This is a genomic window from Streptomyces sp. NBC_00376 (assembly GCF_036077095.1).
Classification (GTDB): Bacteria; Actinomycetota; Actinomycetes; order Streptomycetales; family Streptomycetaceae; genus Streptomyces.
Genome location: NZ_CP107960.1, coordinates 5,790,700 through 5,811,138, shown reverse-complemented (window position 1 = coordinate 5,811,138; position 20,439 = coordinate 5,790,700). Strand labels below are relative to the sequence as shown.

17 protein-coding genes and 2 tRNA genes are annotated in these 20,439 nt (G+C 70.1%); 6 read left to right on the top strand and 13 right to left on the bottom strand.

Annotated features, from left to right (window positions below; translation table 11 throughout):
- Positions 1-50: 50 nt before the first annotated feature.
- The 5 genes from clpX to OG842_RS26105 all read right to left on the bottom strand — a co-directional run bounded on the left by clpX (position 51) and on the right by OG842_RS26105 (position 4,841).
- Positions 51-1,349: an ATP-dependent Clp protease ATP-binding subunit ClpX gene (clpX, locus tag OG842_RS26125; protein ID WP_072483632.1), complete on the bottom strand. Its 1,299-nt coding sequence runs from the start codon at positions 1,347-1,349 to the stop codon at positions 51-53.
- Between the two features lie 157 nt (positions 1,350-1,506).
- On the bottom strand, positions 1,507-2,187 hold the full coding sequence (locus OG842_RS26120) for an ATP-dependent Clp protease proteolytic subunit (protein WP_323185784.1): 681 nt from the start codon (positions 2,185-2,187) through the stop codon (positions 1,507-1,509).
- Between the two features lie 76 nt (positions 2,188-2,263).
- The gene (locus OG842_RS26115) at positions 2,264-2,869 is read right to left on the bottom strand and encodes an ATP-dependent Clp protease proteolytic subunit (RefSeq protein WP_187438547.1); all 606 of its coding nucleotides are present in this window, start codon (positions 2,867-2,869) and stop codon (positions 2,264-2,266) included.
- A 265-nt stretch (positions 2,870-3,134) separates the two neighbouring features.
- On the bottom strand, positions 3,135-4,553 hold the full coding sequence (tig, locus tag OG842_RS26110; RefSeq protein ID WP_266733057.1) for a trigger factor: 1,419 nt from the start codon (positions 4,551-4,553) through the stop codon (positions 3,135-3,137).
- A 211-nt stretch (positions 4,554-4,764) separates the two neighbouring features.
- A tRNA-Pro gene (locus OG842_RS26105) sits at positions 4,765-4,841 on the bottom strand.
- 165 nt (positions 4,842-5,006) lie between these two features.
- On the opposite strand from OG842_RS26105, the gene OG842_RS26100 reads away from it, so the two are divergent.
- Positions 5,007-5,080: transfer RNA gene (locus tag OG842_RS26100), tRNA-Gly, on the top strand.
- Positions 5,081-5,186: 106 nt separating this feature from the next.
- On the opposite strand, the gene OG842_RS26095 is transcribed toward OG842_RS26100, so the two are convergent.
- Positions 5,187-5,381 carry a hypothetical protein gene (locus OG842_RS26095; protein WP_266733056.1) on the bottom strand — a complete coding sequence of 65 codons (195 nt, stop codon included), beginning with the start codon at positions 5,379-5,381 and terminating at the stop codon, positions 5,187-5,189.
- 514 nt (positions 5,382-5,895) lie between these two features.
- On the opposite strand from OG842_RS26095, the gene OG842_RS26090 reads away from it, so the two are divergent.
- Positions 5,896-7,047 carry an acyltransferase family protein gene (locus OG842_RS26090; protein ID WP_266733055.1) on the top strand — a complete coding sequence of 384 codons (1,152 nt, stop codon included), beginning with the start codon at positions 5,896-5,898 and terminating at the stop codon, positions 7,045-7,047.
- Between the two features lie 74 nt (positions 7,048-7,121).
- Here the strand turns inward: OG842_RS26090 and OG842_RS26085 are convergent, their stop codons facing one another.
- The 3 genes from OG842_RS26085 to OG842_RS26075 are packed head-to-tail and all read right to left on the bottom strand — an operon-like array spanning position 7,122 to position 10,954.
- Complete coding sequence (locus OG842_RS26085) at positions 7,122-7,628, bottom strand: HD domain-containing protein (protein ID WP_266733053.1); 507 nt, start codon at positions 7,626-7,628, stop codon at positions 7,122-7,124.
- Positions 7,629-7,637: 9 nt separating this feature from the next.
- The gene (locus OG842_RS26080; protein ID WP_266733051.1) at positions 7,638-10,109 is read right to left on the bottom strand and encodes an FtsX-like permease family protein; all 2,472 of its coding nucleotides are present in this window, start codon (positions 10,107-10,109) and stop codon (positions 7,638-7,640) included.
- A complete protein-coding gene (locus tag OG842_RS26075; RefSeq protein WP_266733049.1) occupies positions 10,109-10,954 on the bottom strand; it encodes an ABC transporter ATP-binding protein in 846 nt (281 codons plus the stop codon). Before OG842_RS26075 ends, OG842_RS26080 begins: the two co-directional genes overlap by 1 nt.
- 293 nt (positions 10,955-11,247) lie before the next feature.
- On the opposite strand from OG842_RS26075, the gene OG842_RS26070 reads away from it, so the two are divergent.
- Positions 11,248-12,441: a cation:proton antiporter gene (locus tag OG842_RS26070; protein WP_266733047.1), complete on the top strand. Its 1,194-nt coding sequence runs from the start codon at positions 11,248-11,250 to the stop codon at positions 12,439-12,441.
- A gap of 123 nt (positions 12,442-12,564) precedes the next feature.
- Here OG842_RS26070 and OG842_RS26065 read toward each other — a convergent pair whose 3' ends face one another.
- Entirely contained in the window at positions 12,565-13,710 is a 1,146-nt protein-coding gene (locus OG842_RS26065; protein ID WP_266733045.1) for a PP2C family protein-serine/threonine phosphatase, read from the bottom strand.
- Positions 13,711-13,815: 105 nt separating this feature from the next.
- Between OG842_RS26065 and OG842_RS26060 the strand changes: the two genes are divergently transcribed.
- Positions 13,816-15,048: a GNAT family N-acetyltransferase gene (locus tag OG842_RS26060; RefSeq protein WP_266733043.1), complete on the top strand. Its 1,233-nt coding sequence runs from the start codon at positions 13,816-13,818 to the stop codon at positions 15,046-15,048.
- Positions 15,049-15,067: 19 nt separating this feature from the next.
- Here the strand turns inward: OG842_RS26060 and OG842_RS26055 are convergent, their stop codons facing one another.
- Together OG842_RS26055 and OG842_RS26050 are read right to left on the bottom strand one after the other, a co-directional pair.
- Positions 15,068-15,877, bottom strand: a complete 810-nt coding sequence (locus tag OG842_RS26055) for an Fpg/Nei family DNA glycosylase (RefSeq protein ID WP_266733041.1) — start codon at positions 15,875-15,877, stop codon at positions 15,068-15,070.
- Positions 15,878-15,987: 110 nt separating this feature from the next.
- A complete protein-coding gene (locus tag OG842_RS26050; RefSeq protein ID WP_266733040.1) occupies positions 15,988-16,476 on the bottom strand; it encodes a ribose-5-phosphate isomerase in 489 nt (162 codons plus the stop codon).
- A gap of 272 nt (positions 16,477-16,748) precedes the next feature.
- On the opposite strand from OG842_RS26050, the gene OG842_RS26045 reads away from it, so the two are divergent.
- On the top strand, positions 16,749-18,221 hold the full coding sequence (locus tag OG842_RS26045; protein ID WP_266733038.1) for an amino acid permease: 1,473 nt from the start codon (positions 16,749-16,751) through the stop codon (positions 18,219-18,221).
- A gap of 72 nt (positions 18,222-18,293) precedes the next feature.
- Positions 18,294-19,601: an FAD-binding oxidoreductase gene (locus OG842_RS26040; protein ID WP_266733036.1), complete on the top strand. Its 1,308-nt coding sequence runs from the start codon at positions 18,294-18,296 to the stop codon at positions 19,599-19,601.
- Here the strand turns inward: OG842_RS26040 and OG842_RS26035 are convergent.
- Positions 19,582-20,178, bottom strand: coding sequence for a biotin transporter BioY (locus OG842_RS26035; RefSeq protein WP_266733034.1), 597 nt, complete (start codon positions 20,176-20,178; stop codon positions 19,582-19,584). The two genes, OG842_RS26040 and OG842_RS26035, sit on opposite strands and share 20 nt — an antisense overlap.
- Positions 20,179-20,439: the final 261 nt, after the last annotated feature.

Below are 20,439 nucleotides of genomic sequence, written 5' to 3'. Positions count from 1 at the left end.
ATACGGAAAAGGGGCGCCCGGCCGGGCGCCCCTTTTCCGTATGCCTGCTGCTACGCGGACTTCTCGTGCCGCCCGCCGTCGCCCTTGCCGATCGTCCGCGGCTCGCGCGGGACCAGCGTCGGGTTCACGTTGTTGCGGACGACGTCGGCCGTGATGACGACGCGGGCGACGTCCTTGCGGGACGGCACCTCGTACATCACCGACTGGAGGACCTCCTCCATGATGGCCCGCAGGCCACGCGCTCCGGTGCCGCGCAGGATCGCCTGGTCGGCGATGGCCTCCAGGGCCGGGCGGTCGAAGTCCAGCTCGACGCCGTCGAGTTCGAAGAGGCGCTGGTACTGCTTCACCAGCGCGTTGCGCGGCTCGACGAGGATCTGCAGCAGCGCCTCGCGGTCCAGGTTGTGGACCGAGGTCAGGACGGGCAGCCGGCCGATGAACTCCGGGATCATTCCGAACTTCACCAGGTCCTCCGGCATGACCTCCTGGAACTGGTCGCTCGCCTCGATCTCCCGCTTCGAACGGATCGTCGCGCCGAAGCCGATGCCCTTGGCACCCGCCCGGGACTCGATGATCCGCTCCAGGCCGGAGAAGGCACCGCCCACGATGAACAGCACGTTCGTCGTGTCGATCTGGATGAACTCCTGGTGCGGGTGCTTCCGTCCGCCCTGCGGCGGTACGGAGGCGGTGGTGCCCTCCAGGATCTTCAGCAGGGCCTGCTGGACGCCCTCGCCGGAGACATCGCGGGTGATCGACGGGTTCTCGCTCTTGCGGGCGACCTTGTCGATCTCGTCGATGTAGATGATCCCGGTCTCGGCCTTCTTGACGTCGTAGTCCGCGGCCTGGATCAGCTTCAGCAGGATGTTCTCGACGTCCTCGCCGACATAGCCGGCCTCCGTCAGCGCCGTCGCGTCGGCGATGGCGAACGGGACGTTGAGCATGCGGGCCAGCGTCTGCGCGAGCAGCGTCTTGCCGGAGCCCGTGGGGCCCAGCAGCAGGATGTTGGACTTGGCCAGCTCGATGGCGTCGTCGCGGCCCTGCGCGCCGCCGTTCTCGCCCGCCTGGACCCGCTTGTAGTGGTTGTACACAGCGACCGAGAGGGCCTTCTTCGCGGGCTCCTGCCCGACGACGTACCCCTCGAGGAACTCGTAGATCTCGCGCGGCTTGGGGAGTTCCTCCCACCGCACCTCGGAGGTCTCCGCGAGCTCCTCCTCGATGATCTCGTTACAGAGATCGATGCACTCGTCGCAGATGTACACACCGGGTCCCGCGATGAGCTTCTTCACCTGCTTCTGGCTCTTTCCGCAGAACGAGCACTTGAGCAGATCGCCGCCATCACCGATGCGTGCCACGAGGTGCTTCCCCTTCGCCTGGGAGCAGCTTGGTTCAGCGGCTCCTGGTGCCTCTATCCGACGGTACCTTGCCTGGCCCCCCGTTCGGGCCCCCCTTGGCACGGTTCACACGGCGAAGACCGCGCGAACACGGTGTGCCAAGGGGTGAAGGCGGACGTCAGGCGGCCGTGGCCGCCTGCTTGCGGGTCGACACGATCTGGTCGACGAGACCGTAGGCGAGGGCGTCCTCGGCGGTCAGGATCTTGTCGCGCTCGATGTCGTCGCGGATCTTGTCGATCGGCGTGGTGGAGTGCTTGGCCAGCATCTCCTCCAGCTGGGTGCGCATCCGCAGGATCTCGTTGGCCGCGATCTCCAGGTCGGAGAGCTGCTCACGGCCGGTCTGCGAGGACGGCTGGTGGATCAGCACACGGGCGTTGGGCAGCGCCATCCGCTTGCCGGGCGTACCCGCGGCGAGCAGCACGGCCGCGGCGGAGGCCGCCTGGCCCATGCAGACCGTCTGGATGTCCGGCTTCACGAACTGCATCGTGTCGTAGATCGCGGTGAGCGCGGTGAACGAGCCGCCGGGGCTGTTGATGTAGATCGAGATGTCCCGGTCCGGGTCCATCGACTCCAGGCACAGCAGCTGCGCCATGACGTCGTTGGCGGAGGCGTCGTCGATCTGCACGCCGAGGAAGATCACGCGCTCCTCGAAGAGCTTCGCGTACGGGTCGTACTCACGCACGCCCTGCGAGGTGCGCTCCACGAAGCGCGGCACGATGTAGCGGTTGTCCACCTGCGGGCCGGTGTAGAGGCCGCTCGCGGAGGCGCCGGGGAAGTTGTTCATGTGGGTGTTCACCATCCTGGTGGCGTTCTGTGGCTGGGTGTCTCGGCGTACGAGAGGTGCGCGGGGCGGTGGGCCGGATCCGGTGACCGGATCAGGCGCCGGTGCCGCCGCCGCCCGGAACGCCCGATGCGGCTGTGATGATCTCGTCGATGAGGCCGTACTCCTTGGCCTCCTCCGCGGTGTACCAGCGGTCGCGGTCGCCGTCGCGGATGATCGTCTCGACGGTCTGGCCGGAGTGACGGGCGGTGATCTCCGCCATCCGCTGCTTGGTGCGCAGCAGGTACTGGGCCTGGATCTTGATGTCCGAGGCCGTGCCGCCGATGCCGGCCGAACCCTGGTGCATGAGGATGTCGGTGTTCGGGAGCGCGAAGCGCTTGCCCGCGGTGCCGCCGGTGAGCAGGAACTGGCCCATCGAGGCCGCCATGCCCATTCCGATGGTGACGACGTCGTTCGGGATGTACTGCATGGTGTCGTAGACCGCCATGCCGGCCGTCACCGAACCGCCGGGGCTGTTGATGTAGAGGTAGATGTCCTTCTCGGGCTCCGCGGCGAGAAGAAGCAGCTGCGCGGTGATCTTGTTGGCGATCTCATCGTCGACCTGCTGACCGAGGAAGATGATGCGCTCGCCGAGCAGCCGGCTGTAGACCTGGTCACCGAGGCCTCCACCGAGGGACGGCTCTCCGGCGGCGTAGGGCATCAGATTCGTCACGTATCCACCTGCTCGTCTCTGACGGCTCCGGCCGTCTCAGCGTCTTCGTACCGGGTGGGCGGGGACTCCCCTGCCCTTCCTATTCATGGACCCTAACGCGCAGGTAGGACAACGCCATCCCGCTTCCGCAACTGTTCGCTGGGAGCGCAAGCTCCGCAGTCCGCACAAGGGTTGTGGGGCACCGTACGCCATACGGCGACGGGCTCCGGACGCACATGCGTCCGGAGCCCGTCGTTCGGGTTCAGCGCGAGGCTCAGGCCTCGTTCTTCTCCTCGGCGGCCTCGGCGGCGGCGTCGGCCGCGGCCTCGGTGGTGCCCTCGGCGGCCTCGACGGCCTCGATGGCCTCCTCCACCACGTCCTCGTCGTCCTCCAGCTCGACGATCTCACCGTTGGTGTCGACGACCTTGGCGGCCTCGACGACCACGGCCAGCGCCTTGCCGCGGGCGACCTCGCCGACGAGCATCGGCACCTGGCCGCCCTCGACGACGGCCTGGGCGAACTGGTCGGGGCTCATGCCGGAGGAAGCAGCGCGCCGCATGAGGTGCTCGGTGAGCTCCTCCTGGTTGACGTTCAGCTTCTCCTTGTTGACGATCTCGTCCAGGATGAACTGGGTCTTGATGCCCTTGATCGCCTGCTCGGAGGTCTCGGCGTCGAACTCCTCGACCGTCTTGCCCTGGATCTCCAGGTACTTGTCGAGGGTCAGACCCATCTGACCGAGCTGGTGGTGCTCCAGGTTGTGCTTGCGGGTCTGGACCTCGTCCGCGAGCAGCTTCTCCGGGATCGGGACCTCGGCGAGCTTCAGCAGCTCGTCCAGGACACGCTCCTGGGCCTGGGTGGCCTGGTCGAACTGCTTGGTGTTCTCCAGGCGCTTGCGGCTGTCCGCCTTCAGCTCGTCGAGGGTGTCGAACTCGCTCGCCATCTGGGCGAACTCGTCGTCCAGCTCGGGGAGCTCACGGGCGGCGACGGCGGCGACCTTGACGGTGACCTCGGCCTCCTTGCCCTCGGCGGAGCCGCCCTTCAGCTCGGAGGTGAAGGTGGCCTCGCCACCCGCCTCCAGGCCGGTGACGGCGGCGTCGATGCCGTCGAGGAGCTCTCCGGAACCGATGGTGTACGAAACACCCTCGGCCACGCCGTCCTCCAGGACCTCGCCGTCGACCTTGGCCTGCAGGTCGATCGTCACGACGTCGCCCTCGGCGGCGGCGCGCTCGACCGGGTTGGTGGAGGCGAAGCGCTCGCGGAGCTGCTCCACGGCCTTCTCGACGTCCTCGTCGCTGACCTCGAGGGCGTCGACGGTGACCTCGATGCCGGAGTAGTCCGGGATCTCGATCTCGGGGCGTACGTCAACCTCGGCGGTGAAGGCCAGCAGCTCGCCGTCCTTCAGCTCGGTGATGTCGACCTCGGGCTGACCGAGGACGTTGAGCTCACCCTCGTTGACGGCCTCGGTGTAGAACTTCGGGAGGGCGTCGTTGACGGCCTCCTCCAGCACCGCACCGCGGCCGAAGCGCTGGTCGATGACCCGGGCAGGGATCTTGCCCTTGCGGAAGCCCTTCACCGTGACCTGCTGGTTGATCTTCTTGTACGCCGCGTCGAGGCTGTCCTTGAGCTCCTCGAAGGGCACCTCGACAGTGAGCCGAACCCGGGTCGGGTTCAGGGTCTCCACGGCGCTCTTCACGGTTCGGTCTCCTTGTGGCTGACTTCTTGGGGTTCTGCTCCACCGCACTGGAGGCGGCTTCGCGGACCGAGCCCGGTACATCAGACACACGGGCACGCATTTTGCATAGTAACGGCAAGGAGTCGGACTCCCACAATGCGATCTTGCCCGTGGTCTGCGATCTTGCGGGTGGTCCCTGGATCTTGCTCGTGTGGTCCTGAGGTCTTGCCGGTGGTCGGGGTGGCCGGATTCGAACCGACGACCTTCCGCTCCCAAAGCGGACGCGCTACCAAGCTGCGCCACACCCCGTCGGTGCGACACGTAGGGTACATGCAGTCAGGCAGTGCATCGGCCGCTTTTCGCGGGTGGCACCGGACGCGACACCAGGTGGCCGCAATCGGGTGTGCGGGCAGCCTCCGCGACCCGCTACGATGCTTCACGTGCCGCCGGTCCCCGGATCTGCGGTGCGGCTTTGCGGGCGTAGCTCAATGGTAGAGCCCTAGTCTTCCAAACTAGCTACGCGGGTTCGATTCCCGTCGCCCGCTCCATGCTTGGGCCCGGTCCGGCGAATTCCTCGCCGGACCGGGCCTTTTGCGTTCCGTATGAACTGCGCCGGTCCGCCGCCCGTGCCGGAGCGCGGGCGGCGGACCGGATTCAGAAGGAGATCTGGTTGATGGTCTCCGCTATCGAGTTCATGAACCTGGTGATCGACGGCGCCATGCCGGTCGATGCCAGGAAGAAGCCGAAGAGCGCCGCGACGATCGCCGGCCCGGGCTTGATCGAGCCGCCCCGGATCAGGACCACCAGGATGATCGCCAACATCAGCACCACAGACAGTGAAATGGCCACGACTGATCACACCCTTGGTCGGTCCGCCTTGCCGGCCCGGAGGTGTGCGGCCGAGCACTCCTCCGTCCCGTCCATCGTGCCACCAACTCCCCTGTGGTCGCTGCCGGGTGACGGATCGAAGTGGCGGGATCTCGCCATCCTTGCGCCCCCGCGTGCATCCGGGGCGCACGACCGCACGAGGGGTCGCACAGGGCTCCGCCCGTGCCCCGCAAGTCCGCGAGCGGCGTTCCGTAACTCTGTGCGCGAGCTGTGAATCACACATTCACAATGGATTGCGAATGTGACGGTTTCCATATCCACACACTTCATTCACATGCAATTCCCAGGCTTGAGTGCGATTAAATTCACGCCGCCCAACAGGCTGCCGATATGCACCATTTAAGGTGGATGAATCGGTGCATAGCGGGCGGTTGCCGGTGGTTTCACTTTCGATTGGACAGGAACACACGGCAGGACCGAGCGATATCCCCGAGCGGTTTTACGAATTGCAATCGGGGCGTCTAAGGTGCATGAGATGTTCCACGCTCCGAACGTATTTCAGAGGGCCCCGCTCCCATCGGCGACCCGGGAGCCGGAGCCCGGACACCGAGGGACGACCGTCACCGCTGCACCCGCCGCACCGGTGGCGAACAAGCCTCCGGCCTCCGCACCGGCGAAGCGGCGTGACGCCTACTTCGACAACGTCAAATATCTGGCCATCGTGCTCGTCGCGGTGGCGCACTCATGGGAACCGGTGATGGACGGCAGCCGGACCGCCCGGGCGCTGTACATGGTGGCGTACACCTTCCACATGCCGGCGTTCATCATCGTCTCCGGCTACTTCTCCCGCTCCTTCGACATGTCCGCCGCGAAGGTGAAGCGCCTGGTCACCGGCGTCGCCGTGCCCTACGTGGTGTTCGAGACGGCGTATTCGCTGTTCAAGCGGTACGCGGACGACGCGGCCGATCAGTCGATCAGCCTGATGGACCCCTGGTACCTGACGTGGTTCCTGATCGCGCTGTTCATCTGGCGGATCACCACGCCGCTCTGGCAGGCGCTGCGCCATCCGCTGCCGGTCGCGCTCGTCATCGCCGTGTTCGCCTCCTTCTCCCCGACGATCGGCGACGACCTCGATCTCCAGCGTGTTCTGCAGTTCCTGCCGTTCTTCGTGCTGGGGCTGCGGCTGAAGCCCGAGCACTTCGAGCTGGTGCGCCGGCGCGAGGTGCGGATGCTCGCGCTGCCGCTGTTCGCCGGGGCCCTGCTGTTCGCGTACTGGGCGGCGCCCCGGATGCAGCTGGGCTGGTTCTACCGCAGCAACAGCGCGCAGGAGATGGGCGCCCCGTGGTGGTCCGGTGCCGTGATGACGCTGGCGATGTTCGGCTGCGCGCTGCTGCTCACCATCGGGTTCCTGGCCTGGGTGCCGCGCCGCCGCATGTGGTTCACGGTGCTCGGCGCCGGAACGATCTGCGGCTATCTGCTGCACGGCTTCCTGATCAAGGGGGCCGGGTACGCCGGGGTGTTCGACGCCTACGAGTGGCTCTCGGACCCCGCCGGGCTGGTGCTCGTCTCGGTGGTCGCAGCCGCCGCCGTCACGCTGCTGTGCACGCCACCGGTGCGCCGGGTGCTGCGCCCGGTGACGGAGCCGGACATGGACTGGGCGTTCCGGCGGGCCTCGGACCGGCTCTGAGCCCGGCCGGTCTCCGGGCCGATCCGGTCTGGAGGCCGATCCGGTCTCCGGTCCGGGCCCGGCCGGGAAGTTGATCAGTCCTCCGCCGTGTTGGCTTGAACCGATTGTTCGGCGGGCGGTTCGCCCGGTGTGAGCCCCAGCAGCGCCCGTACCTGCGCATACTTCTCGGTCAGCCGGGTACGGGTCGCCGGTTCCAGCACGGCGAGGCGGGCCGGGTCCGCGTTGTGCGCCAGGTCGGACTCCTTGATCAGCAGGGCGCCCGGGGTGTCCAGGATGCGCCGGGTGTACGAACGAAGGTCCTCGCCGTCACGTTTGCTGACGGCGAGGACCATCTCCTTCACCTGCTGCGGCAGCGCGGCGTCGGCCAGCCACCGCTCCGACAGCGCGCCGTCCTCGACCGCGTCGTGCAGCCAGGCCGCGGCGATCTGTTCGTCGCTGCCGCCCCGGATCCGTACCCCCTCGGCGACGGCGGCGAGGTGTTCGGTGTACGGGCGTCCCGCCTTGTCCCGCTGTTCGGCGTGGGCCTCGCGGGCGATCGCCTCGACTTCGGCCAGGGTCAGCTGTGCGCGTGGGGTGGGCATGGCCCGACTCTACGGACGCTCGGTTGTCCCACGCAGGGCGGCCCGGGCCGGGACCGTCATGGCGGCCAGGCCGAGTCCGATGGTCGCCGCGAGGAAGGACCCGTACAACGTCGGCGGGATGTAAGGCGATTCGCCCGTGAGTCCCTTCACCATCGGGACCAGTGTGGCCAGTGCGATGCCTGTACCGATCGCGGCACCGGCGACCGTGACGAGCAGCGCCTCCCAGCGGATCATGCCCATGACCTGGCGCCGGGTGGAACCGACGAGGCGGAGCATGGTCAGTTCGCGGCGGCGGTCCAGGACGGTCATCACCAGGGTGTTGACCGCGGCGACGGCGGCGAATCCGCCGAGGACCGCGGCCATGGTGGTGTTGGCCCAGGCGTTGATCTCACGGCTCTGGTCCTGAGCGGCGGCGTAGCCGGTCCGGTCGGTGACGGTGCCGAGCGCGGCGAGCTTCTGTGCGGCGGCGGGTGTGGCCCGTACCAGCAGTTCGGAGACGTACGGCGAGGTGACATGGGTGCTGAGGTCTGCGGCGGGCAGTGTGACCAGACCGGTGCCCAGGCCGCGGCCGTAGACGGCGACGATCTTCGGAGTCGCCTTGGTGCCGTCCGGGAGACGCAGGGCCAGCAGGTCGCCCGTGCCGAGCTTCGTGGATCCGGCGAGGGTGGTGTCGATGGCGACGGTGCCAGGGCGCAGGCCGGTCAGCGATCCGGTCCGGACGTCGAGGTCCTGGACCTTGGCGAGGTCGTGGCCGGAGCCGGTGATCCCCTGGGCTGAAGTGCTCTGGAACTGCCCGTCCCCGGTGGGCACCAGAACGGAACTGCGGAGCAGCCCGACGGCGGTCTTGACGCCGGGTGTGGCGGCGGCCCGCTCGGTCGCGTCGGAGGCGAGTCCGGCCGGGGCAGAGACGATGTGGTCGGCGGTGACGGCGTCGCGCTGCTGGTGTGCGATCACCCGTTCCTCGCTGGTGTGCATGAACACGAGCGTGCAGGAGAAGGCCATGGCCAGCACAATCGGGGTGATCGCGGAGGCCAGGCGGCGCGAGTTCGTCCGGGAGTTGGCGGCGGCCAGCGAGCCCGACGCGCCGGTGGCGCGCAGCGGGAAACCGATGACGGCGGCGCAGATCCGCGCGATCAGCGGGCCGAGCAGGCCGACCGCGAGCATGAAGAACATGACAACGCCGAGTGCGGCGTTCGCCGCGTCCTCGCCGCTCGTGGACGCGGCGACCCCTGCGAAAGCCACGCCGCCGGCGAGGGCGGCGATACCGAGCGGGGTGCGGATCCAGCCGAACGGGGGACGTTCCACCGCGGACTGGGCGAGAGCCAGCCCCGGCTTGGTCTTCGACGGCCGGCGGGCGGCGAAGTATCCGGCGCCCAGCGCGGTGAGCATCGTGGCGGCCACGGTGACGGTCAGCGGCAGCCAGGACACCCGCAGCGCGACGGCTTCGGGGATGGCGCCCATGTTCTGGAGCTGCCCGAACCACCAGTGGGCCAGGGCGATGCCGGGCAGACAGCCGAGCGCTCCGGCGAGCGGGGCGACGAGCAGGGACTCGGTGGCGATGGTGCGGCGCAACTGGCGCGGGGTGGCGCCGATGGCGCGCAGCAGGGCGAACTCGCGGCTGCGCTGGCCGACGGAGAGGGCGACCGTACCGGCGGCGGTGAAAACGGCGACCATGGTGGCGACGCCGCCGAAGGAGCCGCCGAGGCCGACGAGGCCTTCCTTGGCGCCCGCGAGTTCCGCGTCCTCGGCGGCGCCCCGGCCGTCACCGGTGTGGACCTGGGCCCCGGCGGTGTGGCCGACGGCCTCGCGTACCTGGTCGGCGAGGGTGCCGGTGGGGGTGGAGCGGGCGGCGAGCACGGCGATGGCGTCGACCCTGCCGGGGTGGCCGGAGAGCTGTACGGCCTGCCGGTCGGCGAACCAGACGGTGGCCTCGGTGGCGGTGGTGCCCGCGACACGGAACTCCCGTACGCCCGCGGGGGTGTCGAGGATGATCTCCTCGCCGACCCGGGCATCGGTGCCGGTGGGGACGACGACTTCGCCGGTCCCGGGCGCCTCGCCGGTGAGCAGTCGCGCGCCGGTGAGGGCGGTGGAGCCCCAGCCGTGAGCGGTGAGGAGCGTGTCGTCCTGCCGTACGGAGTAGCTGACGTCCCCGATCGCGGCGGCCGCGCCGGGGGCCGAGGCGGCCTTGCCCACCAGGGATTCGGGGAGCCGCACGGTGTCCGGTACGGGGGTGGCGGCGTCGTACGCGCCCTCGCCGCTGCCGACCGTCATGTGGACCTGCTGGTCGGCGGCGACCACCACGGGTGCCTTCGCGTAGCGGTCCGCGGGTACCGAGGCGCGCAGGCCGGTCTCCAGCAGGATGCCGCAGGCGGAGACGATCGCCGCGGCCAGCAGGAGCGCGACGAAGGTTCCGACGAACGACGAGGGCTTGAAGCGAACGGCCGCGCGGGCGAGGCCGTTCGGGACGTGCGGGGTGAACATCAGGCTGCTGCTCCGGCGTGGGCGGGGACGGTCCGTGCGGTCAGTGCGGCCATCCGGGCGGCGATCCGGCCGGCGTCGGCGCGCGGCAGGCGGTCCACGATCTCGCCGTCGGCGAGGAAGAGCACCTGGTCGGCGTAGGAGGCGGCCGTCGGGTCGTGGGTGACCATGACGACGGTGGCGCCGAGGCCGTCCACCGCGTTGCGCAGCAGGGCGAGGATCTCGGCGGCGGTGGTGGTGTCGAGGGCTCCGGTCGGCTCGTCGGCGAAGATCACATCGGGCCGGGAGACCAGGGCGCGGGCGACGGCGACGCGCTGCTGCTGGCCGCCGGAGAGCTCGCTGGGGCGGCGGCGGCCCTTGTCACCGAGGCCGACCCGGTCGAGCATCTCGGTGGCTTCGCGGCGGCTGCGGGCGGAGCCGGTGCGCTGTCCGGCCAGGCGCATGGGCAGCACGACGTTCTGCTCGACCGTGAGGGACGGCAGCAGGTTGAAGGCCTGGAAGACGAAGCCGAGGCGGGTGCGGCGCAGTTCGGTGAGCCGGTTCTCGCTCATGCCGGTGATCTCGGTGCCGCCGAGGCGTACGGAGCCCTCGGTGGGGCGGTCGAGCCCGGCCGCGCACTGGAGGAAGGTCGACTTGCCGGAACCGGAGGGCCCCATGACCGCGGTGAAGGTGGCGCGTGGGAGGGCCAGGTCGATGCCCCGCAGCGCGTGGACGACGGAGCCGCCCCTGCCGTACTGCCTGCGGACACCGCGCAGTTCGACGGCGAGGTCCGCGGGGACGGGCCCCTGGTGGAAGTCCGCCGGGTACCGACTGTCCTGCGCGCGCTGCCGGGTGCGTCGCAGCCCCATGATGTCCGCCTTCCGTTGCTCGACGGCCGCTTCTTCGACCGTGATTCGAAGGTACGGATCAGGGGTGGGCCGGGAACATGGCGGCTGCTGGCGGATCGGGGGTGGGGAAAACCCCAGGTCCGCTCCGGGGGAAGACGGATCCGGGCAGGTCACGGCAGGGCCCCGGGGCCGGTGCCCGGAGAGGCACAGTTGCAAGGTCAATCATTCGGTAAACTAATTACTGACGATTCCTTGACGTTCTCTTGACCTGACGAAGGACTGGGCTCATCGGACACGCAGACACGCTCATCGCCATGGGCGGCGCCTTCCTGGCCGCCGCCGTTCTCGCCCGCGTAGGCAGCCGCATCGGACTGCCGACCATCCCCCTGTTCATCCTGGCCGGAATCCTGCTCGGCCCGCACACCCCCGGGATCGTGCTCGTCGCCGACCCGCACGAGCTGGAGATGCTCTCCGCGCTCGGTCTGGTGCTGCTGCTCTTCTACCTCGGTCTCGAATTCCACCTCGACGACCTCAAGACCGGCGGCCGCAAGATGCTCATCGCGGGCTCCGTCTATCTGGCGCTGAACGTCGGCGCCGGGCTCGCCTTCGGTTTCGTGCTGGGATGGGGCACCTCGGAGGCCCTCGTCCTGGCCGGGGTCATCGGGATCTCGTCGTCCGCCATCGTGACCAAGATCCTGGTCGACACGAAGCGCCTGGCCAGCCCGGAGACCAAGACGATCCTCGGCATCATCGTCGTCGACGACATCTTCCTCGCCCTCTATCTCGCCGCCCTGCAACCGATCCTGTCGCGCTCGGACAGCCTCGCCGCCGCGGTGCTCGACGGGGGCAAGGCGTTCGGCTTCCTGCTGCTGCTCGCGCTCACCGCCCGGTTCGGCACGAAGCTCATCAGCAAGCTGATCCACACCTCGGACGACGAACTGCTCGTCATCTCCTTTCTCGGCGCCGCCGTGTTCGTGGCGGGGGTCTCCGAGTGGTTCGGGGTCGCGGACGCGATCGGCGCCTTCATGGTGGGTCTGATGCTCGGCAGCACGACGTCGGGCGGGCGCATCCTCAAGCTGGTCCACCCGCTGCGCGACGCCTTCGGGGCGATCTTCTTCTTCGCCTTCGGACTCTCCATCAACCCCGGCGATCTACCGGGAGTGATGTGGCCGGTGCTTGCCGCCGTCGTGCTGACCGTGGCGATGAACATCCTCTCCGGCATGGTCTCCGCACGGGTCTACGGCTTCGGCCCGCAGGCCGCGGCGAACATCTCCACCACCCTGACGGCCCGCGGCGAATTCGCGCTGATCCTCGCCACGATGGCGGCCGGCGCCGGGTTGGACGAGCGGCTCCCGCCGTTCATCGCCGGGTACGTGCTCGTCCTCGCGGTCCTCTCCCCGCTGGCGGCCGGGCGCTCGCACTGGCTGGCCCGCATCCTGCCGGGCGGGCGGGACCGGGGTGGCAGCAGCGGTGACAGCGAGGCCGGGAAGCTCTCGGTCCCGGCCTGAGCCGGCCCCCCTCGGCGTTCCGGGTACGGGGAGACGGAGTTCGTCGCCCCCGTGCCCGGAGGCGCCGGTGCCTCGCGGTTCAGGACCTGCGCGCAAGGGGCCTGCGCGGTCAGGACCAGCCGTTCAGGACCTGCGCGACAGCAGCAGCAGCGCCCGGTCGTCGTTGACGTCCTTGGCGCACGCCTCGATCAGGTGCCAGGCCGCGCCCTCGAAGCCGGTGGCGACATAGCGGTCGGCCTCGCCGGTCAGCCGGTCGATGCCTTCCGCGATATCGCGGTCGGACGCCTCGACCAGGCCGTCCGTGAACAGCATCAGCACGTCGCCGGGGGCCAGCGAGCCCTTCACGGCGTCGAACTGCGCCCCGTCGTAGACCCCCAGCAGTGGCCCCTCGGCCGCCTTCTCCTCCCACTGGCCGCTGCCCGAGTGGAGCTGGAGGGCGGGCGGGTGCCCGGCCGACAGGAGTTCGTAGTCGCCCGATTCGAGGTCCAGGACCAGATGGATCGAGGTGGCGAACCCCTCGTCCCAGTCCTGGCGCAGCAGATAGCCGTTGGCCGCCGGCAGGAAGCCGTGCGGAGGCAGCGAGCCGAGCAGCCCGCCGAAGGCCCCGGACAGCAGGAGGGCGCGGGAGCCCGCGTCCATGCCCTTGCCGGAGACATCGGTGAGCACGGCCTCCAGGGTCCGTCCGCCGTTGGTCCGGGCGGCGACCACGAAGTCACCGGAGAAGGACTGCCCGCCCGCCGGGCGCAGCGCCATCTCCCGGTGCCAGCCCTGCGGCAGCCGGGGCAGCGCGCTCTGCACCCGGATGCGTTCGCGCAGGTCGAAGAGCATGGTGCCGCCGCGCCGCCACGGCACCCCGACCCTGGCCCGGAACTGGGCGAGGACCAGCCCGAAGAAGCCGCAGGCCGCGACCACCAGGACGATTCCGGGGGTCACCCGGGCCGGGCCGTCGCCGTACGGCCCCAGTGCGAGCGACTCCACGATCAGGGCCGTGGCGGCAGTGGCGTACAGGCCGAGCAGGCTGGCCGGGCGCAGCAGCAGGCCGCCCGCGACGATCGGCAGGACGAGTGCGGCCGGTGAGCACCACACGGCGTTGAACAGGGTGGCGCAGGTGATGGCCGGAATGGTGAGCAGCAGACCGGCCAGCGCGATCCAGTCCGAGCCGTCGCCGCGGAAGTAGTCGACCCCGGACTTGCGCAGCGCGATGCGTGCCCGGTGCGCCGATTTCCGCAATCGGGCCGGGTACGTGTCTGCTCCTGCGCGACGGGCCATTGCGGGGACCCTATCTACCCGGCCGCCCGAGGTGCAGGGGGACCCCGTGACAATGCGTTCGAAATCGGGTCGCCCCGCCGCCCTGCCCCCTGGTAGGCATGGCCCATGACTACTGAGCTTCGCGTACTGCGTCCGTCCGAATGGAACCAATGGTTCGGGTGTCTGGAGCTGGCGTTCGGCGGGGACCCGGAGACTCCCGAGGAGCGCGAGCTGTTCGAGCAACTGACCGAGCACGAGCGGTCGCTCGGCATCTGGGACGGCGACGACGTGGTCGGCACGGCGGGGGCGTTCAGCTTCCGGGTCGCGGTGCCGGGCGGGGCGCTGGTGCCCGCCGCCGCAATCACGATGGTGAGCGTCGCCGCCACGCACCGCCGTCGCGGGCTGCTGACCTCGATGATGCGCCGGCAGCTGGACGACATCCGCGCGCTGGGCGAGCCGATCGCCGTCCTGACGGCCTCGGAGCCGGTGATCTACGGCCGCTTCGGCTACGGCGCCGCCTCGCGGCAGATGTCGCTGACGATCGAGAAGGACCGGATCCGGCTGGACGTGCCGCCGGGCACGGACGAGGTGCGGTTGCGTCACGCGAAGCCGGACGAGGCGATGGCGGCGTGCGAGAGCGTGTACGAGCGGCTGGTCTCCGGCCGTCCCGGCGTCCCGGTCCACGGGCCCGGCTGGGAGCGCAAGCCCATGGTCGACCCGGTCTCCGGCCGGCAGGGCTCCTCGGCGCAGCAGTGCGTGCTGGCGGAGCGGGACGGGGAGATCGTCGGCAATGTGACGTACCACATGAAGCCGGAGTGGGAGCCGGCCGGCCCCAAGGGCACCGTCGTGGTCAACGACCTGGCCGCCCTGGACCCGGCGGCGTACGCGGCGCTGTGGCGGTTCGTCTTCGACATCGACCTGATGACGACGATCGTGGCCCGCAACCGGCCGGTCGACGACGCGGTGCTGCACCTGGTGTCGGACGTGCGGCGGTGCAACATCCGGGTCCGCGATTCGCTCCATGTGCGCATTGTGGAACTGGGGGCGGCGCTGGAGGCCCGGTCGTACCGGGGCCCGCTGGACGTGGTGTTCGAGGTGGAGGACGCGTTCTGCCCGTGGAACGCGGGGCGTTGGCGGCTCACGGCCGACGCGAAGGGCGCCGCGACGTGCCGGCGGACCGAGGACGCGGCCGATCTGGCGCTCTCGGCAAGGGAGTTGGGCTCGGCTTATCTGGGCGGCGAGTCGCTGAGCTCGCTGGGTCTGGCCGGGCGGGTACGGGAGCTGCGGGCGGGTGCGCTGGCGGAGGCGTCGTCGGCGTTCCTGTCGGACACGGCGCCGTGGCTGCCGCGGGGGTTCTAGGACAGACCCTGGGGGCCTTCTAGGCCTTCTGGCACCCCGGGCACCAGAAGAGATTGCGGGCGGCGAGATCGGCGGTGCGGATCTCGCCGCCGCAGATGTGGCAGAACTGGCGGGCCCGGCGGTAGACGTACACCTCGCCGCCGTGGTCGTCGACGCGTGGCGGGCGCCCCATCGCCTCCGGCATGTGCTCGGGGCGGACCGTGTCGATCCGGTTGTTCCGCACGCCCTCGCGCATCAGCGCCACCAGGTCCGCCCAGATCGCGTCCCACTCCGCGCGCGTGAGGTCCCTGCCGAGGCGATACGGGTCGATCCCGTGCCGGAACAGCACCTCCGCGCGGTAGACGTTGCCGACCCCCGCGATGACCTTCTGGTCCATCAGCAGGGCCGCGACGGTGATCCGGCTGCGGGAGATCCGCAGCCAGGCCCGCTCGCCGTCCTCGTCGGTGCGCAGCGGGTCGGGCCCGAGGCGGTCGTGTATCGCGCGCTTCTCCGGGTCGGTGATCAGCGCGCAGGTCGTCGGGCCGCGCAGATCCGCGTGGTGCTCGCCGTTCAGCAGCCGCAGCCGGACCGTGTCGGTGGGCGGCGGGGCCGGGACGGTACCGAATCCGAGCTTGCCGAACAGGCCCAGGTGGATGTGGACCCAGCCGGTGCCTTCGAAGCCGAGGAAGAGGTGCTTGCCGTGGGCGTCCACGTCGGTGAGGGGCCTGCCGTCGAGCAGCGCGGCACCGGCGGAGAACTTGCCCTGCGGGCTGCTCACCCGCACCGGACGCCCGGCGAACCTGTCCCGGTGGTCCGCGGCCAGGCGGTGGATCGTGTGTCCCTCGGGCACGGTGGCGGCTCTCCTCGGTGAGACTCGGTGGGACTCAGGGGACTCGGTGGGATGCGGGGCGGACATGGCTGTGCCGCCGGGCGCGCCGGCGGCACAGGGGTGGAGGCCGGTCAGCCCTGCTGCGGGTGGTGGGCCGGGATCGGGGGGAGCTCGCCGGTGCTCTCGTACGCCGTCAGCATCTCGATGCGGCGGGTGTGACGCTCCTCGTTGGAGTACGGGGTGGCGAGGAAGATCTCGACGAACTTGGTGGACTCCTCCACCGAGTGCATCCGGCCGCCGATGGCGATCACGTTGGCGTTGTTGTGCTCGCGGCCCAGGGCGGCGGTCTGCTCGCTCCAGGCCAGTGCGGCACGGACGCCCTTGACCTTGTTGGCGGCGATCTGCTCGCCGTTGCCGGAACCGCCGATCACGATGCCGAGGCTTTCCGGGTCCGCGGCCGTCCGCTCGGCGGCACGCAGGCAGAACGGCGGGTAGTCGTCCTGGGCGTCGTAGATGTGGGGGCCGCAGTCGACGGCCTCGTGGCCCTGGGACGTGAGCCACTCGACGAGGTGGTTCTTGAGTTCATAGCCGGCATGGTCCGAGCCGAGGTACACGCGCATGTTCCGAGTGTGGCACGTGCGAAGCAGGGTAGCCGCCATCGGGGTCGGAACGCTCCGGCCGTCACGTCCGGGGACCCGCGGCGCACACCCTGTGACCGTGATGCGCAAATCGCGTGTGAGCTGGGCCACCTGGGCAACGATCGGGCAAACGATCCGGAAGAAGGGGTTCCGCTTTTGCGGTTCTCCGGGCTTCAATGCATCACTCGCTGTCGCACCCCACTGCGGCGGCCGGGCACGCATCGCGTGATCCGAGAACGTAAGGATTCGATTCCATGACGTCGCAGACCACCACGGCCGGGCCGGTCGAGAGGCCCGGCGAGCCGGACTCTCCCCACAGCCCCTCCGCCTCCCCCTCCCCGGACGGTCTCCAGCCGGGACTCAAGAACCGCCATCTCTCGATGATCGCCATCGGGGGCGTGATCGGCGCGGGCCTCTTCGTGGGCTCCGGCGCCGGTATCGCCGCCGCCGGACCCGCCATCCTGCTGTCGTACGCCCTGGTCGGCCTGATGGTCGTCTTCGTGATGCGGATGCTCGGCGAGATGGCCGCGGCCCGCCCCAGCTCCGGCTCCTTCTCCGCCTACGCCGACCAGGCGCTGGGCCGCTGGGCCGGTTTCTCGATCGGCTGGCTGTACTGGTTCTTCTGGGTCGTGGTGCTCGCCGTCGAGGCCACGGCGGGTGCCAAGATCCTGGAGGGCTGGGTGCCGGGCGTCCCGCAGTGGGCGTGGGCGCTGATCGTGATGGTCGTGCTGACCGCGACCAACCTGGTCTCGGTCGGGTCGTACGGCGAGTTCGAGTTCTGGTTCGCCGGGATCAAGGTCGTGGCGATCGGCGCGTTCGTCGTCGTCGGACTGCTCGCCGTCTTCGGACTGCTGCCCGGCTCGGACAACCCCGGCGCGGGGCTGGCGCATCTCACCGACACCGGCGGGTTCTTCCCCAAGGGGCCGGGCGCCATCCTCACCGGTGTGCTGATGGTCGTCTTCTCCTTCATGGGCAGCGAGATCGTCACCCTGGCCGCCGGTGAGTCGGAGAACCCGCAGCGCGCCGTCCAGAAGGCCACCAACAGCGTGATCTGGCGGATCGCCGTCTTCTACCTGGGCTCGATCTTCATCGTGCTCACCCTGCTGCCGTGGAACGACGCGTCGATCGTGAAGGACGGCAGCTATGTCGCCGCCCTCAACTCCATCGGCATCCCGCACGCCGGACAGGTCATGAACGTCATCGTCCTGACCGCCGTGCTGTCGTGCCTGAACTCCGGCCTCTACACCGCCTCGCGGATGGCCTTCTCGCTCGGCGGCCGCGGGGACGCGCCGAAGGCGTTCGCCCGGACGAACAAGCGGGGCGTGCCGCAGGCCGCCATCCTGTCCTCGGTCGTCTTCGGCTTCGTCGCCGTGTTCTTCAACTACAAGTGGCCCGACACCGTCTTCCAGTTCCTGCTGAACTCCTCCGGTGCGGTCGCCCTCTTCGTCTGGCTGGTCATCTGCTTCACCCAACTGCGGATGCGCGGCATGATCCTGCGCGAGTCGCCCGAGAAGCTGGTCGTACGGATGTGGCTCTTCCCGTACCTGACCTGGGCGACCATCGCGATGATCTCGTTCGTCCTCGTCTACATGCTGACCGACGACAGCGGACGCGAGCAGGTGCTGCTCTCGCTGCTCGTCGCGGCCATCGTGGTGGCGATCTCGCTGGTCCGTGAGGTCCGGAACCGCAAGAACCGCACCGCTGTGGAAACCCCCAGCAATACCTGACGGCCGATGTCAGGTTTACCGGAAAGGCTCTCCCTCGCAACGCCACCGCGCGAGCGATCGGAGAGCCTTTCCATGACCACCACCGCCCCGTCCGGTTTCCAGACCGGTTTCGCGATCCGCCCCGACCTCGTCGTCGAGGCCGCCCACGCCGAGGACGTACGCGCCGCCGTGGCCGACGCCGCCGCGCGCGGCCTGCCGGTCCGCGTCCACGCCACCGGCCACGGGCTGCCCGGCGCCATCGAGGGCGGGGTCCTGATCAGCACCCGCCGGATGGACTCCGTGGGGATCGACCCGGTCCGCCGCACCGCGCGGATCGGCGCGGGCGTCACCTGGGGGCAGGTGATCGAGGCCGCCGCACCGCACGGCCTCGCCCCGCTGAACGGATCGTCCCCGTCGGTCGGCGCGGTCTCCTACACCCTCGGCGGCGGCCTCTCCGTCCTGGCCAGGGAGTTCGGATACGCGGCCGACCATGTGCACTCCCTCGACGTGGTGACGGCCGACGGGGTGCTGCGCCATGTCTCCCCGGACAGCGAGCCCGATCTCTTCTGGGCGCTGCGCGGCGGCGGCCACCGGCTCGGCGTGGTGACCGCCATGGAGATCGGCCTGGTCGGGGCCGAGCGGCTGTACGGCGGCTCGATCGCCTTCCACGCGGACGGGGCGGGCGTCGCGGCGGAAGAGGTGATCGGCGGCTATCTGGAGTGGACCCGGACCGTGCCCGACGCCCTGACGTCCTCGCTGGCGGCGGTCCGGTACCCCGACTCCCCGCAGCTGCCAAAACCGCTGCGCGGGCGGTACGTGGTCTCGGTACGGGTCGCGTACACCGGCAGCACGGCCGAGGGCGAGCGGCTGGTCGCGCCGCTGCGGGCGATCGGGCCCGCGGCGGCGGATTCGCTGCGGGAGATGCCGTACGCCGACAGCCACACCATTCACAGCGACCCGCCGTTCCCGCACGCGTACTACGGCGACAGCGTGGTGCTCGACGGGCTGGACGCCGACCGTGCCGGACGCGTGCTGGAGCTGACCGGGCCGAAGGCGCCGATGATGACCGTGGTCCAGCTCAACCACCTGGGCGGCGCGCTCGCCGCCCGGCCCGCCGTCGACAACGCGGTGCCCTACCGCGAGGCCGGGTTCCTGCTGCGGCTGCTCTCACCGCTCGACGGCACGGACGTGGCCTCGGTACGGGCCCTGTACGCGGAGGTGGCCGAGCTGCTCGCCCCCGACGCCCTGGGCCGCTCGCTCGGCTTCTCCTTCGGCGGCGGGGACCGGACCGAGGGCTTCCACGACGCCCGGACACAGCGGAGGCTCGCCGGTCTGGTGTCGCACCACGACCCGGCGAGCCTCTTCGGGGGAAGCTACGGAATCAGCCCCGGCGGCCGATGAGCTTCCAGGCCGCGGGCAGCGCGCCCATGGCCAGCGCGGCCTTCACCGCGTCACCGATCAGGAACGGCACCAGGCCGGCCGCGATCGCGGCGCTCGCCGACATTCCGGTGGCCAGCGCCAGGTACGGGACGCCGACCGCGTAGATGATCGCGGAGCCCAGCACCATCGTGCCCGCGGTGCGCAGCACGGAGCGGTCGCCGCCGCGGCGGGCGAGGCCGCCGACCACGGCGGCGGCGAGCAGCATGCCGAGGACGTAGCCGAAGGAGGGGAAGCCCATTCCGGAGGTGCCCTCGGAGAACCACGGCATGCCCGCCATGCCCACCAGCGCGTACACCGCGAGGGAGAGGAAGCCGCGGCGGGCGCCGAGGGCGGTGCCGACGAGGAGCGCGGCGAAGGTCTGGCCGGTGACCGGTACCGGGGAGCCGGGGACCGGTACGGCGATCTGGGCGGCGATGCCGGTGAGCGCGGCGCCACCGAGGACCAGGGCCGTGTCGACGGCGTAACGGTGCCTGGCGGCGGGCAGCAGGTCGGCGAGGACCGCTCCGGTGCGGGCAGGGGCGGCGGCAGCAGTGCTCATCGGGACTCCGCGGGGTGAGGGCAGGTGGGGACAGACTGAGCCCGACGTTAGCCCACGGGTTAACGCTCGATCACCATCAGTGGCCCACAAAGCGTCGACCGGGGCATTGGTGGGGTTCGCACAATGGGCGGTACGCAATCGCACGGCGGCGTGATGCTCGTCACTGAGGTGGGGGCGGAGTGCCCCCGATCCGGTCGGGCGTGGCCACCGGGAGGGACTGTAGGTTCCCGCCAATTCCATCCGGCTCCACCGGGGGTGGAC